Consider the following 14,547-nt stretch of genomic DNA (forward strand, 5'->3'; position numbering starts at 1 on the left):
TACCGTCAGAGAATACTGACGGTAAATAAACTAACGATCTTTTAGAGGAGTAAATGACATAAGTTGGCCAATGTTTTTATAGGCTGGACGTATAATTCGACGATCATCAAAATTGAGTTCTTCAATGCGATGAGCACACCAACCAACAATTCGCGACATAGCAAATAGAGGGGTATAAACTTCTTTAGGTAAACCAATCATGTCGTAAACAAACCCTGAGTAAAAATCGACATTGGCACAAACTTGTTTTTTGGTTCTGGCATTTTTACGATTCACCACCGCATGAATAGCTCGTTCTTCTAATAAATTTAAGAAGTTATACTCTTTTTCACGGCCTTTTTCTTGAGCTAATTTATATGCCATCTCTTTTAGTAACATTGCCCGTGGATCTGACACCGTATAAACAGCATGACCAATACCATAAATTAGCCCTTTTTGATCAAAGACCTCTTTATTTAAAATACGTTGTAAATAAGCATCAATTTCATTTACATCAGTCCAATTTTTAATCTCATCAGCAAGATGTTTAAGCATTTTTCCGACTTGTAAATTTGCTCCGCCATGTAATGGCCCTTTCAATGAACCAATCCCAGCGGCAATTGATGAGTAGGTATCTGTACCAGTTGAACTTGTTACCCGAACGGTAAATGTCGAGTTATTACCACCACCATGCTCAGCATGAATAATCATCGCTAAATCAAGTACTCGTACATCTAACTCTGTATATCCTCCTGACCCTTTCATCATATAAAGAAAATTTTCCGCAATTGAAAAATCCTCATGAGGATGGCGAATATGTAAGGATTTACCTTTAGCGCTATGACTTAACATATTATAAGCATATGCAATAATAGCTGGAAATTTAGCAATCAGATCTATGGATTGACGCATTAAATTATCACGAGAAGTATCATCTGGCAGTGAATCATAAGTATACATTTCTAGAACAGTTCTAGCCAAAATGTTCATTACATCGTGCCCTTCAAGCTCCATAATTGCAATCTTGGTTTGCTTTTCTAATGCCATTGATTCACAAAGTAAACGTGAGAAATCACGTAATTCTTCTTTATCGGGCAAAGAACCAGATAAGAGTAAATAAATAGTCTCTTCGAAACCTGTACGTTGTTCTTTCTGTGCATTATGTACTAATTCTTCAATATCGATACCACGATACAATAATTTACCCGCAATGGGTTTCAATGAACCATCATCTAAGCGTTCATAACCTAGTACATCGCCAATTTTAGTTAATCCTACTAAAACCCCAGTATGATCGGCATTACGTAATCCGCGTTTTACATTAAATTGTTCAAATAGTTGTGATTCAATTTTGCTCGTGTTTTTAATCGTTTCCGATAATTTATAAACCAAAAACTTTTCTTTCATTAATCACCTCCCTTTTGAACTATAATTTATCAATTACTGCTTGAGTAAATTGGGTTGTTGATAGGGATTGCCCATTGTGCATAAAACGTGCTAAATCAGCAGTTGCTTTGCCTGATTGAAATAAGCTTTCCATGGCATTAGTAATTCGTTGCCCAACTTCATGCCATCCTAAATATTCAAACATCATCACGCCAGATAATAAAAGTGATGACGGATTAGCTTGATTTTTACCAGCTATATCAGGGGCAGTTCCGTGAGTTGCCTCAAAGATAGCATGTCCGGTTAAATAGTTAATATTAGCGCCTGGTGCAATACCAATTCCTCCAACCATCGCAGCCAGCTGATCGGAAACATAATCACCATTAAGGTTTAATGTTGCAACAACCGAATAATCTTCTGGTTTTAATAAGGTATTTTGTAAGAATGCATCACAAATAACATCTTTTATAATTAATCTACCGGCTGATTTAGCAGTTTGTAATGCTTGTTCAGCTGCAGCATTACCCTCGGCTTTTTGAATTTTGCCATATTGATTCATGGTGAACACAGCGTCAGAAAATTCTCTTTCCGCAAGTTCATAGCCCCATTGCTTAAATCCACCTTCAGTAAATTTCATAATATTACCTTTATGAACTAAAGTAACCGACGGTAATTTATGTTGTAGTGCATAGTTAATGGCAGATCGAATTAAACGTTCCGATCCTTCAATTGAAACAGGTTTAACACCAAAAGCCGAGGTATTAGGAAAGCGTACTTTGCTCACGTGCATTTGTTCAGATAAAAAATGATAAAACTTTTCAGCTTCAGCTGTACCTTGTTGCCATTCAATCCCGGCATAAATATCCTCGGTATTTTCACGGAAAATCGTCATACTGACCTTTTCAGGATGCTTTAATGGTGATTCTACTCCTTTAAACCAGCGCACAGGACGTAAACAGACATAAAGATCTAATTCTTGACGTAACGCAACATTAAGTGAACGGATCCCACCACCAACAGGTGTCATTAATGGCCCTTTAATACCAACGAGATAATGTTTAAAAGCATTCATGGTATCTTCTGGAAGCCATGTACCATTTAGGTTGTATGACTTTTCGCCAGCAAGTACTTCTTGCCATTGAATACTACGCTTACCTTGATAAGCTTTTTCAATAGCTTTATCAAAAATTGTTTGAGCAGCCTGCCAAATCTCTTTGCCAACACCATCACCTTCAATAAAAGGAATAGTTGGATGATTTGGGACGACTAATTGTCCATTTTCAATTGAAACTTGCTGATTCATATTGTCTTTTCCTCTTATCTGTTACTTAAATTCTTCTTTTAGCTTATTTAATGCACTACCCGCTTTAAACCACTCAATTTGTGCGTGATTGTAAGTATGTGCAACAGCAAACGATTCTATGCTACCATCATGATGATGAAGGGTTAATGTTAGATTTTTACCTGGAGCAAAATCACTAAGTCCAGTAATGCTGATTTGGTCATCTTCTTGAATTTTGTCGTAATCATCCTTATTAACAAAAGTTAGCGCTAACATACCTTGTTTTTTCAGATTCGTTTCATGGATACGAGCGAAAGATTTAACGACAATTGCTTTGACGTTCAAAAAACGAGGCTCCATTGCAGCATGCTCACGAGATGACCCTTCACCATAATTCTCTTCGGCTACAACTATCGATCCCATTCCTTGCGCTTTTAATTTACGGGCTAAAGCAGGTACTTCAATATAATTACCAGATTGAGTGTCTAATACGCTATTAGTTTTTTGATTGAAGGCATTAACGGCACCAATTAACATATTATTCGAAATATTATCTAGATGGCCGCGGAATTTTAACCACTTACCAGCCATTGAAATATGGTCCGTGGTACATTTACCTGTTGCTTTAATCAGCAGTGGTTGGGAAAGAATATCTTTACCATCCCATGGGGAAAAAGGTACAAGCTGTTGTAAACGTTCAGAATGCGGATCAATATTTACTTCAACCAAACTACCATCAGCAATTGGCTTAATATATCCGGCATCATCGACAGCAAATCCTCGTTTTGGTAACTCATCACCGATAGGTTCCGGCAGCTTAACTTTTTCACCTTTATCATTAACTAATTCATCAGTTATTGGATTAAAACTTAATTTACCCGCAATCGATAATGCAACAACAATTTCGGGCGAACACACAAATGCATAAGTGTTTGGACTACCATCATTTCGTTTAGCAAAATTACGATTAAACGAAGTAACTATCGAATTTTTGTGCTCATCGGCAACATCATCACGACGCCATTGGCCTATACAAGGACCACAGGCATTAGCCATAATAGCTGCTCCTGCTTGTTCAAAACACTGCAAAATACCATCACGTTTAGAAGTATATTTAACTTGTTCTGAACCAGGATTAATAATTAGTTTTGCATTTACTTTTAAGCCTAATTTATTGGCACTATCGATTACAGAAGCAGCTCGCATCATGTCTTCATATGAAGAGTTAGTACATGAACCAATAAGACCTACCTCCATATTATCAGGATAATCATGTTGTTGAACTGCGTTTGCTAGCTGTGAAATTGGATAAGCTAAGTCAGGTGTAAATGGACCATTTACATAAGGCTCTAACGTCGACAAATCAATTTCGATAACTTGATCATAATAGCTTTCTGGAGCATCTAAAACAGCTGCATCAGGATTAAAACAAGAGATTAATGTATTTGCTAAATCAACTACCTCTTGACGACCGGTCATGGTTAGATAATCAGCTGATTTTTGGCTATAAGGAAATATTGAAGTGGTCGCTCCTACTTCAGCCCCCATATTACAAATCGTAGCTTTACCAGTAGCAGACAACGACTCAGTACCCTCTCCAAAATATTCAATGATTGAATTAGTGCCACCTTTGACGGTTAATATTCCTGCCAGTTTTAATATGACATCTTTGGGAGAGGCCCAACCGGATAATTTCCCAATTAATTTTACACCGATGATTTTCGGCATTTTCAATTCCCATGGCATACCAGCCATAACATCAACCGCGTCAGCCCCACCAACACCAATAGCAATCATCGATAAACCACCAGCATTTGGTGTGTGTGAATCAGTACCAATCATCATTCCACCCGGAAAGGCATAATTTTCAAGTACCACTTGATGAATAATTCCGGCATCAGGTTTCCAAAATCCAATACCATATTTGTTCGATACATCACGTAAAAACTGATAAACTTCATGGTTATTACTTTCAGCAATAATCAGGTCATCATGAGCATTTTTATAGGCTTGTATCAGGTGATCACAGTGAACTGTTGATGGAACAGCAACTCGTTTACGTCCAGAATTCATCAGTTGTAATAAAGCCATTTGCGCAGTTGCATCTTGCATTGCAACCCGATCAGGTGAAAAATTTACGTAATCCTCCCCCCTTTTATAAGCTTTCAGTTCTTCATCTTCGGCAAGATGAGCATAGAGAATTTTTTCCGTCAATGTTAATGGTTTTCCAATTTTCTGGCGGATAACATCAATTTTTTGTGGATAACTCTGATAAATACCTTTTATTAAATCAATATCGAAAACCATAATGAAGCTCCCATTGCTGATATTATAATATCCTTTAAAGCTCTATTCACAAGCACAATAATTGAATATTTATTCTATTTTTTTGATTAATTATTCATATAATATAGCATTGTTTTTATTTTATGCAATCCTAACGTAATTGCTACTATAAATATTATTAGCAGTAATTAGTTTAGACTTGTTAACTAGTACAAATTCTATACTAGCGGAATATTAAATATTATGCACATTAAAGAAAATTCAAAATTAGCAAATTGTATAAGTAAAAATAATGTGAAAATTTTGAGGAGAGGGGTTTTTTAAGCTATAAAATGGCAAAAGGAGGATGTTTTTTTGATATTAATAAATAATTTTTTGTTACATCTAAATTTTATTTTAAGTTTTTTAACATTAATCTCATTATTCAAATTAGTTGGTCAGAATTATTTAATCAGTCGTTAGAAGATAAGAATAATTAAAAAAGGGAATACTATTCCCTTTTTAATTTATTAACCTAATTTAGCTCTGACAAATATTTATCAACAATTATAATTTATAACTAGCAGTTAATAAGAAAGCTCGAGGCGTGCCCGGCATACTACTTGATCGCCAATACTCTTTACCCAATAAATTAGTTACCGCTAAGGTTACATCAACAGATCGTGTTTGATAACCAACTGCCGCATTCCATGTTCCATAACCAGCACGTTTAACCAGATTTTTATCATCGTTATACATCGAGCCTTTATAATTAAATTCTACTTCGGTAAACCAATTTTCGTAAGGTAAATAACGAACACCAATATGACCACTATGTTTGGCTGTGTTAGATAAATACTTACCTTTATTATCTGGTATTTTTTTATCTTTATTAACTTTGGCCTGTTGATAACCAATGCCACTATTGAGATACCAATTTTTACTCAATTGTCCTATTGCACTTAATTCTATACCTTGGCTTCGATCACTACCTCTAACCTGCCAATTATAAGGGTCATTGACGGCATCTGGTTGATAACGAACATTATACAGTTCAAGGTCATAGAGGGCGATTTGAGAAGATAGCTTATCATTAAACCAATCACTCTTAATCCCGATTTCATACTGGCGTGAATATTGAGGTTTGTCATCATAAACCGTCTTAGAATCAGTAGCAATGGTAATCAAACCTCGACCACCATAAGGTGCAAAATTTTTACTATAAGAAGCATAAAAACTTTGTGACGCTATTGGTTGCCAAATTAATCCTATCCGTGGACTTAAAGAGTGACCATCATAAGAACGACTTTGATGATTTAATTTATTATCAGAAGCAAATTCATACTTATCATAACGTAATCCTGCCAGTAATTTCCATTGTTCAGTAAAACTAATGAGATCTTGCCAATATAATCCTTTAGATGTAGCTTTATGATTTGTCTTAGTACTTAATTTATTGTAACGAGGCTTTTTAGAGTTCCAGTGAGGATGAAACGGATCAATCACTTCTGGATATTCACTAGTTAAAGCTAATCGAGGTTGTCGTTTTTCAATATTATATTCAATTCCGATTAACATATCATGACCAATACTTGCTGTATCAAATTTACCCGCTAAATCAAGCGTATTACTATAAGTTTTGTTTGAGGTTTCTTGCCATGCTCGACGGAATTTCAATTTACCTTGGTAGTTACAAGAGGTATTTCTACTAGTTTTTCCATTCAGATCACAATAAGTACCCGCATAAAGATGATCAAAATTTTGATCAGCTTTACGATACATATTCGTTAATTTGATAGACCAATTATGATTGAATTGATATCCCATTACCGAACGTAATGAATTAAAATTATCTTTGACATAGTCATCTGGATGCGCATAAGCGGTTTTAATCGAAACACCTTTAGGTAAATCATAATAAGCTGGAGCCCGATCTGGTTTACGCCATAATTTATCATTAGTATATTGTACTAACCAATTAAATCCTTCCAAATTATCATACAATAAACTTGGAGAAATCATTGTATCTCGTTGTTTAATACCTTTACGAAAACTTTTATCCGATTGATGATCAATGGTCATTCGTACCGCAAGCTTATCATGTAAAACATGGTTAATATCTACCATTCCACCATATTTATCCCAAGATCCACCACGAATACTTAATGTCGTTGGTGAATCAAAGTTGGCTTGTTTACTGATCATATTTATTATTCCGCCACCAGAGCCTCGACCGTAGAGTACCGAGGCAGGCCCTTTTAATACTTCAATTCGCTCAATATTAGAGGTACTTTGCCTAACCTGTCCGCTTGCACGAACACCATCTCGGTAAATATCACCAGAACTTGCGGAAAAGCCTCTAATTTTTATGCCTTCATCCCGCATATCATAGGTTGCATCTACACCAGGCAATTTATTGACAATAACACTTAGGTCGTTTTGTCCATAAATTTTCTCTTGTTCAAGATTAACCGAATTGATCGTTTGTGGTATATCCTTAATATCAAAGGATGTTTTAGTTGCTGTTGATGATTTTTTTATGCGCTGATCATTATTATCCTTAATAGTTGCGACAACTTTCATAGTTTCAATTTCATTATCATCATTAACTTTTTCTTGGGCGTTAACTATAAAAGCTGATGAGCCCAATATACAAGGTAAGACTAATTGATTAACTAATTTCATTATTTTTCCTATTATTTGCTGTGTTATCTAATTAATTTCAAAATAACAACAAATAATGATAATGATTATTATTTACCTTTACAAATTATTTTATATTTTTTAACCAATTAAAAATGGTTATCAACTCATATATTATTGAAATTGTTTTATATTATTAGAAAATTTAATTAATTTTAGTTAGGGTTCAATTTACTAGTTAAAGCAAGTTTTAGAAATGATAAAAATTGAATAAACGATAATGGAAATAATTCACACAAATTTGCCGAACGCCAGCGTTCTCATCGCTTCATCTATTGATTTTACTTGAGTTGCTTTTCTAGTGATGGAGAAGAAGTGGTGGGTCGTGAGCGATTCGAACGCTCGACAAACGGATTAAAAGTCCGCTGCTCTACCGACTGAGCTAACAACCCATTTTGATAAGATAACTTCTGTGAAATTACTTTATGTTTCAAGCAATTTCGGGTTGCTATAATACTTATAATTGTAAAAGCACGCAACCCTTTTATTGCTATTTTTATTCGATAGCTGGTTATTTATACACTTTGTTACAACGATGCTAGCTTTTTATTTGCTTGCTCAACCGCATTTTTGTCTTTAGCGTATTTATTTATTACTTGTTGAAAAACAGCTTTAGCATTCTTTTTATCACCTTTATCAAGTAAGATAACACCTACTTTATAAAGACTATCTGCAGCTTTTGGTGACGCAGGGAAATCTTTCACTACTGTTGCATAATAGAATGAAGCATCATCTTTTTGGCCTTTCTTATAACAAAGTTGACCAAGCCAATAGTTAACATTCGCACGATAGTTGGTCTTTGGATAAGCTTTTAAGAAACTTTGAAAGGCAACAATAGCATTATCTGTTTGCTTGTCATCATTTATAAATTGCATAACAAAATTATAATCAGCTTTATCATCTCCTGATGTCGTCCATCCAGATAGGTTTGAAGACGATTGCTCAGAACTTACAGCCGAATCAGAACTACTTTGTTGTGAGCCTGTATTGGAATTATTTGCTGAGAAACCTGTACCATTAGCTATTTCTTGCAAAATCATTTTTTGACGTTCAATAGTTTGATTAAGTTGGTATCTTGTTTCTTCTAATTGGCCACGAAGTGTATCTAAATCAGATTGTAGATCACTAATTTTTTGTTGATTCTGAATGATTAACTGCCCTTGAGCTTGTATTGTTCTATCAACATCAGAACTACCAGCAGCACAACCATAACCAGCAAACAAAAGAAATAAGGACAATGTGATTATTTTTTTATACATATTATATAAACTCAACGTGAACATTGGAAATAAAAAACGGCTGATGATTCAGCCGTCATTAGATGGGATTAGTATCCAGCGTAAGTAACTACTGCACGACGGTTTTTAGCATAAGCTGCTTCGTTGTGACCTAATACTGCTGGTTTTTCTTTACCATAAGAAACGATTGATAGTTGTTCACCAGAAACACCATTACCTTGTAGGTAAGATTTAACTGCTGACGCACGACGTTCACCTAAAGCGATATTATATTCTGGTGTACCACGCTCATCGGCATGACCTTCAATAATAACATTTAAGTTAGTTGAACGAATAAATACAGCATGTGCATTTAATAATGTTTCATATTCTGCTTTAACATTGTATTTATCATAATCAAAATAAACAGTGTTAATTTGTTGTAGTTTTTGAAGTTGCTCTAAAGCTTCTTTTGATAAAGTGCCGTTACCACCTGCAGTGCTGCTGCTGTTTGATGAACATGCTGTCACAGCGACTAATGGTAAAGCAACCGCAGCTACTTTAAGAAATTTAGAAAATTGCATTGTATTAACTCCTTTTTTTTAAATAAATTTACTTATTTTTATACATCTAACCGACTTAACAGTAACACTTGTTACTAACTAGAAAGATTAGAGGTATATATTATAACGACCTTCACATTTACACAATTTTAATAATGTTATTATTGCCCAAAATTTAGTCGTTCTTATAAATAAGGTGACCACGAAGGGAATTTCACTTGCCCATCTGTCGCTGGTAACCTTGCTTTAAAATTACCATCAGTAGAAACAAGATTCAGAATTGTACCTAAACCTTGTGAAGAACTGTAGATAATCATAGTACCATTTGGAGCAATACTCGGTGTTTCATCTAGAAAAGTATCGGTTAATCGTTGATATGTATTAGTTTCTACATCATATCGAGTAATATGTTGCTCACCATTATTAGTAGAAATAACAGCAATAAACTTGCCATCTGGAGATACGCGAGCATTTTGATTTTGGGTATTATCCCAAGTTACCCGTTGCGATGCTCCACTACTAATATTTATTGAATAAAGTTGCGGACGTCCAGACTGATCAGAGGTATAAACTATGGTTTGATTATCTGGCATCCAAGAAGGTTCTGTATCATTATTACGTCCTGATGTAATTTGGGTAATTTTTTTAGAACTTAAATTCATCATATATAAATTTAAACTCCCGCCTTTTGACAAAGCAAAAGCTAATTTACTACCATCAGGCGAAAATGCTGGTGCGCCGTTATGTTGTGGAAATGAAGCAATAGTTTGAACTGCACCACTATCTAACGTCTTTAAGACTAAGGCAGAACGACCACTTTCAAAAGTTACGTAAGCTAATTTTTTACCATCAGGAGACCAAGTTGGTGACATTAGTGGCTCTTTAGAACGATGCACAGTAATTTGATCATAACCATCGTAATCTGATACACGCAATTCATGGGTATAAGGTCCTTTGTTGTTTTTTACCACATAAGCAATACGTGTTCTAAATGCACCTTTAATCCCGGTTAATGCTTCAAAGATTTCATCACTTGCTGTATGAGAGGCATAACGTAACCAACGTTGTTCTATAGAAAATTGATTCTCTGCTAATACTGAACCTGGGTGATCGACTGTATCAACTAGTTGATAAGTTATAAGATATTTTCCTGATACATCTGGTTGAATTGATCCCACTACAACAGCAGAAATGCCCATATTACTCCAAACACCAGGATTAATTTCCGATGCAGTAGTTGGCTTTTGTGGCATTGCTGCCACATCAATAGGATTAAATTTACCACTATTACGTAAATCGGATGCAACAATATTATCTACAAATTGGGGAGGTTCTCCGCTACCAGTCCATTTAAATGGTACGATAGCGATTGGCTTGGCTGAACTGACACCATCAGTAATTACAATTCTAACTTCAGCTGTAGCCATCATTGTTGATAATAAAACAAAACAAGCTATCAAAAAGCGAGAAGCAAATTTGATCATCTTAAATTCCTTAATCAAAGCGAAATACACTAGGTTAAAATAGACTTAACCCCATATAAAGAAAAGTAAAAGTATTTTAAAATTAAACTGTTACAGTTAATTTATAACAGATACTATGCTTTAAAAAATAGTTAATTTTACAGCGAGAAAGATAGCCGATATTGTGTAACAAGTCCATAGCCTTTTGAGTAAAAAAGATTTTTTTAATTTATACTATTATATTCTTTTTAAATCCATAAATAAATTGTTTATTATCTATACTATTTCGAAATAAACTAAGTTAAAAGTGGTTAATAAGTATTTTTATATAATTTGTAACTGAAAAGAGTTGAATTTATATTACTATTCAATAAGTAAAAAATTATTAGGGAAGAAAAATATAAGTAATTTTTATCAATTATTTTTGGCAGTTTTCACAATAAAAAGTGTTACGTTGTCCTATCCTATTAGACTTAATATTAGATTGGCAAATTAAGCATTGCTCACCTTCTCGGCCATATACTTGGAGGTTCTGAACAAAATACCCCGGTTTACCATCAGATTGAACAAAATCTTTAAGTGTCGTCCCACCTTGTTCTATAGATTTCGTAAGTACCTGCTTGATTGCTGTGACTAATCGTTCACATTCGACTAATGTTAAACTACTAACTTTTCGACTTGGATTAATTTTTGCCAAAAACAATGATTCTGAAGCATAAATATTACCAACACCGACAACAATATGATTATCCATAATCCAACTTTTGATTGGTATTTTTCGATTGTTAGCTTTTTCAAATAAATAATTAGCTGAAAAATCATCCGTTAGTGGTTCTGGTCCCAATTGCTTCAATTGAGTTAATTCTTCAATAGAGTGAGTCCATAGCCATGCTCCAAAACGTCTTGGATCTGTATATCTTAATCTCACTCCATTCACTAATACTAAATCGACATGATCATGTTTAGCTGGTGGTTGATTTGTCTCTAATATCCGTAAACTACCAGACATTCCCAAATGAATGACAATCCAATCATGAGTCAATTGTAATAACAGATATTTGGCACGCCTTTTAACATCTACTATCACTTGCCCTTGAGTATTGTTAATTGTTTCATCTATGGGCCAACGAAGCTTTGGATTTCGGACAATAATCTGCTCAATAGTTTGGCCTTTTAAATAAGGTAAAATACCTCGTCGACTTGTCTCAACTTCAGGTAATTCAGGCATATAATAACCTCATTTAATTATTTAACAAATCTGTCACCCAACTTGGCGCTTGTTGATTAGATGTAGCTTGAGGACTACCCGAACATAAACTTTGAGGATTGATTGTCCATGCAGGCAAACTACGTACACCACCGCCATTACACTGCCATTGACCATTACTATCAATAGGTACCATAAATATATTTTGCGGTACGGGAAGTTGTAACCTTTTTGGTGGATTATTTTGTAAGTATTCACTATATATTTTTAAGGCACCCGTTGCACCGGTTAATTTCATTGGAGAATGATCATCGAGACCGATCCAAACTACCGCAACATTTTTACCATCAATTCCAGTAAACCAGCTATCGCGGGAATCATTACTGGTTCCTGTTTTCGCTGCTAAATTAAATGATCCATATTTAGCTTTTAGTGAACGCGATGTTCCCGATTCAACTACTTGTTGCATCGCATAAGTCGTCAAATAAGCTGATTGTTGAGAAACCGCTTGAATTTGTTGTGGATAATTTTGATAAACAAGTTCACCCTTGTCGGATAAAACATATCTTAAAATTGTTAATGGTGCCCGTTGACCATTATTAGTAATAGTTTGGAACATCTGTGCGGTTTCTAAAGGCGTTAACTCTAGAGCACCCAATAATCTTGATGGTAAATTCGGAATACGATCTTGAGGTACACCCAATGCTTGTAAAGTATTCTTGGTTGCATCTAAACCTAATCCCATCCCTAAATTAACGGTAGGAACATTAAGAGAAAGGGCTAACGCATCAATTAACATTACTTTATCGCGAAACTTGCGGTCAAAATTCTTTGGTTGCCAATAACTACCATTATCCAACTTTATTGATAATGGACTGTCATCAAGCCAACTATTAAGCTGATAACGCCCCGGTTGGCCTAATGCGGTTAAATAAGTTGATGGTTTTGCAAGTGAACCAATTGCTCGTCTTGTTAACCACGCGCGGTTATAACCAGGATAACGAGGTTCAGCACTACCAATAATAGCACGAATTTCACCTGTTTCACGGCTGACAATGACCATTGCCGTTTGTAAATCTTTATTCGTTGATTTGCGTAAATTTTCAATTTCATTGGTTACAGATTGTTCAGCTGCAGCTTGAGCAACCGGATCAAAGGTGGTGAAAATTTTCATACCGGAAAGGTGATCCGCTTTATCACCTAACTGTTTTCTCAGCTCGCTACGCACAACTTGCATAAATGCTGGTTGTGGAGATATTACCCCTCCTTTTGGTAAAACAGAAAGAGGACGTTGACTGAGCAAGTTGAATAACTCCTCATCAATAATTCCTTGTTGTTCAGCAAGCTTTAAAACAACATTACGGCGTTCAATCACTTGTTCTGGTTGAGTCCAAGGATTATAGTATGAAGCACCTTTTACCATCCCCACTAATACAGCTTGTTGATCTAATGTCAATTCATTAACTGGGCGTCCAAAGTAATAAAGACTCGCTAATGGAAAGCCATGGATCTCTTCACTACCAGCTTGCCCTAAATAGACCTCATTTAGGTAAAGTTCTAAAATACGTTCTTTACTATAACGAGCATCTAAAATTATAGCCATATATGCTTCACGTATTTTACGGCTTAAGCTTCTTTCATTAGTCAAAAATAGGTTTTTAACTGTTTGTTGTGTTAATGTGCTACCACCTTCGGTTCGGCCAGTGGTCAAATTGACAAAAATAGCCCGTCCAATTGAATATAAACTTACACCATGATGGTCATAAAAACGTTTATCTTCAGTTGCAATTAAGGTTTTTATTAACGAATCAGAAAATTCTTTTAACGGGACAAAAAGTCGTTGTTCACCGTTAGGTGAATGCATCATAGTTATTAATTTAGGATCTATTTTAAGTAAGCCAAAGTCACGACCAGTATCTAAATTAGATATACGATCAATGCTGTTATCATAAAAAGTAATTCTGACTCGAAAAGCTTGCTCTTCACCATCAGGGAAAGTAAATGGTCGTCGATAAATTTCAACAGCATCGTTTTGAACAACAAATTCACCAGGACGAGTTGCTTTACTATCTTGCTGACGATATTGTGCACCTTTTAACAGCGTAACTACATCACTCAGGCTATAATCACTATCAGGTTCAAGATCAACAATTTGCCCGTACACAGCAGCCGGTAATTCCCAGACATTACCATCGATGCGCTCTTTAATTTGTTGATCTAAATAAATTCCATAAACAATAGTTACTGCAACAAATATAAGAAATAACTTAAATAGCAACCACCAGACACGGCGCCACCATGATTTGTTATTTTTCTTCGAAGTTTTTTTAGTAGATGTCTTTTTCGTTGTTTTTTTCAAACTGCACCTGATATTTATGTTAAATAAAATTGTCTTATGATAGCACAACTTTTTTCTGATGCATTGGCCTTCTTTCACATAAGAATTTTTAGTTTAAATAATGGATTTGAAGACAAAAATCAG

Annotated in this window: 9 protein-coding genes and 1 tRNA gene; all 10 read right to left on the reverse strand. The window is 35.0% G+C overall.

The annotated features are described in order from the left end of the window. Positions 1 to 30: 30 nt before the first annotated feature. Positions 31 to 1,386: a citrate synthase gene (locus tag AC5LWZ_RS11720; RefSeq protein ID WP_086362290.1), complete on the reverse strand. Its 1,356-nt coding sequence runs from the start codon at positions 1,384 to 1,386 to the stop codon at positions 31 to 33. Positions 1,387 to 1,405: 19 nt separating this feature from the next. Continuing rightward, positions 1,406 to 2,668 (reverse strand): NADP-dependent isocitrate dehydrogenase, encoded by a 1,263-nt coding sequence (icd, locus tag AC5LWZ_RS11725; protein WP_493463763.1) that lies wholly within the window; start codon positions 2,666 to 2,668, stop codon positions 1,406 to 1,408. A 21-nt stretch (positions 2,669 to 2,689) separates the two neighbouring features. Continuing rightward, on the reverse strand, positions 2,690 to 4,954 hold the full coding sequence (locus AC5LWZ_RS11730; RefSeq protein WP_493463764.1) for an aconitate hydratase: 2,265 nt from the start codon (positions 4,952 to 4,954) through the stop codon (positions 2,690 to 2,692). 525 nt (positions 4,955 to 5,479) lie between these two features. Next, positions 5,480 to 7,597 (reverse strand): TonB-dependent receptor, encoded by a 2,118-nt coding sequence (locus AC5LWZ_RS11735; protein ID WP_493463765.1) that lies wholly within the window; start codon positions 7,595 to 7,597, stop codon positions 5,480 to 5,482. 334 nt (positions 7,598 to 7,931) lie between these two features. Beyond that, positions 7,932 to 8,007 (reverse strand) — tRNA-Lys (locus tag AC5LWZ_RS11740). 135 nt (positions 8,008 to 8,142) lie between these two features. Continuing rightward, a complete protein-coding gene (ybgF, locus tag AC5LWZ_RS11745; protein ID WP_294892559.1) occupies positions 8,143 to 8,874 on the reverse strand; it encodes a tol-pal system protein YbgF in 732 nt (243 codons plus the stop codon). 68 nt (positions 8,875 to 8,942) lie between these two features. Then, the gene (gene pal, locus AC5LWZ_RS11750) at positions 8,943 to 9,416 is read right to left on the reverse strand and encodes a peptidoglycan-associated lipoprotein Pal (RefSeq protein WP_294892560.1); all 474 of its coding nucleotides are present in this window, start codon (positions 9,414 to 9,416) and stop codon (positions 8,943 to 8,945) included. Positions 9,417 to 9,580: 164 nt separating this feature from the next. Next, on the reverse strand, positions 9,581 to 10,876 hold the full coding sequence (gene tolB / locus AC5LWZ_RS11755; RefSeq protein WP_493464212.1) for a Tol-Pal system beta propeller repeat protein TolB: 1,296 nt from the start codon (positions 10,874 to 10,876) through the stop codon (positions 9,581 to 9,583). Between the two features lie 400 nt (positions 10,877 to 11,276). Beyond that, positions 11,277 to 12,086, reverse strand: a complete 810-nt coding sequence (gene mutM, locus AC5LWZ_RS11760) for a bifunctional DNA-formamidopyrimidine glycosylase/DNA-(apurinic or apyrimidinic site) lyase (RefSeq protein WP_294892562.1) — start codon at positions 12,084 to 12,086, stop codon at positions 11,277 to 11,279. Between the two features lie 13 nt (positions 12,087 to 12,099). Beyond that, positions 12,100 to 14,424 (reverse strand): bifunctional glycosyl transferase/transpeptidase, encoded by a 2,325-nt coding sequence (gene mrcB / locus AC5LWZ_RS11765; protein WP_493463766.1) that lies wholly within the window; start codon positions 14,422 to 14,424, stop codon positions 12,100 to 12,102. Positions 14,425 to 14,547: the final 123 nt, after the last annotated feature.

This window comes from Gilliamella sp. LMG 34362 (assembly GCF_984569125.1).

Bases quoted from the DNA above. Each gene is read 5' to 3' on its own strand.
- AC5LWZ_RS11720 (WP_086362290.1), bottom strand. From the start codon at position 1,386: ATGAAAGAAAAGTTTTTGGTTTATAAATTATCGGAAACGATTAAAAAC.
- mutM (WP_294892562.1), bottom strand. From the start codon at position 12,086: ATGCCTGAATTACCTGAAGTTGAGACAAGTCGACGAGGTATTTTACCT.
- pal (WP_294892560.1), bottom strand. From the start codon at position 9,416: ATGCAATTTTCTAAATTTCTTAAAGTAGCTGCGGTTGCTTTACCATTA.
- AC5LWZ_RS11735 (WP_493463765.1), bottom strand. From the start codon at position 7,597: ATGAAATTAGTTAATCAATTAGTCTTACCTTGTATATTGGGCTCATCA.
- AC5LWZ_RS11730 (WP_493463764.1), bottom strand. From the start codon at position 4,954: ATGGTTTTCGATATTGATTTAATAAAAGGTATTTATCAGAGTTATCCA.
- icd (WP_493463763.1), bottom strand. From the start codon at position 2,668: ATGAATCAGCAAGTTTCAATTGAAAATGGACAATTAGTCGTCCCAAAT.
- ybgF (WP_294892559.1), bottom strand. From the start codon at position 8,874: ATGTATAAAAAAATAATCACATTGTCCTTATTTCTTTTGTTTGCTGGT.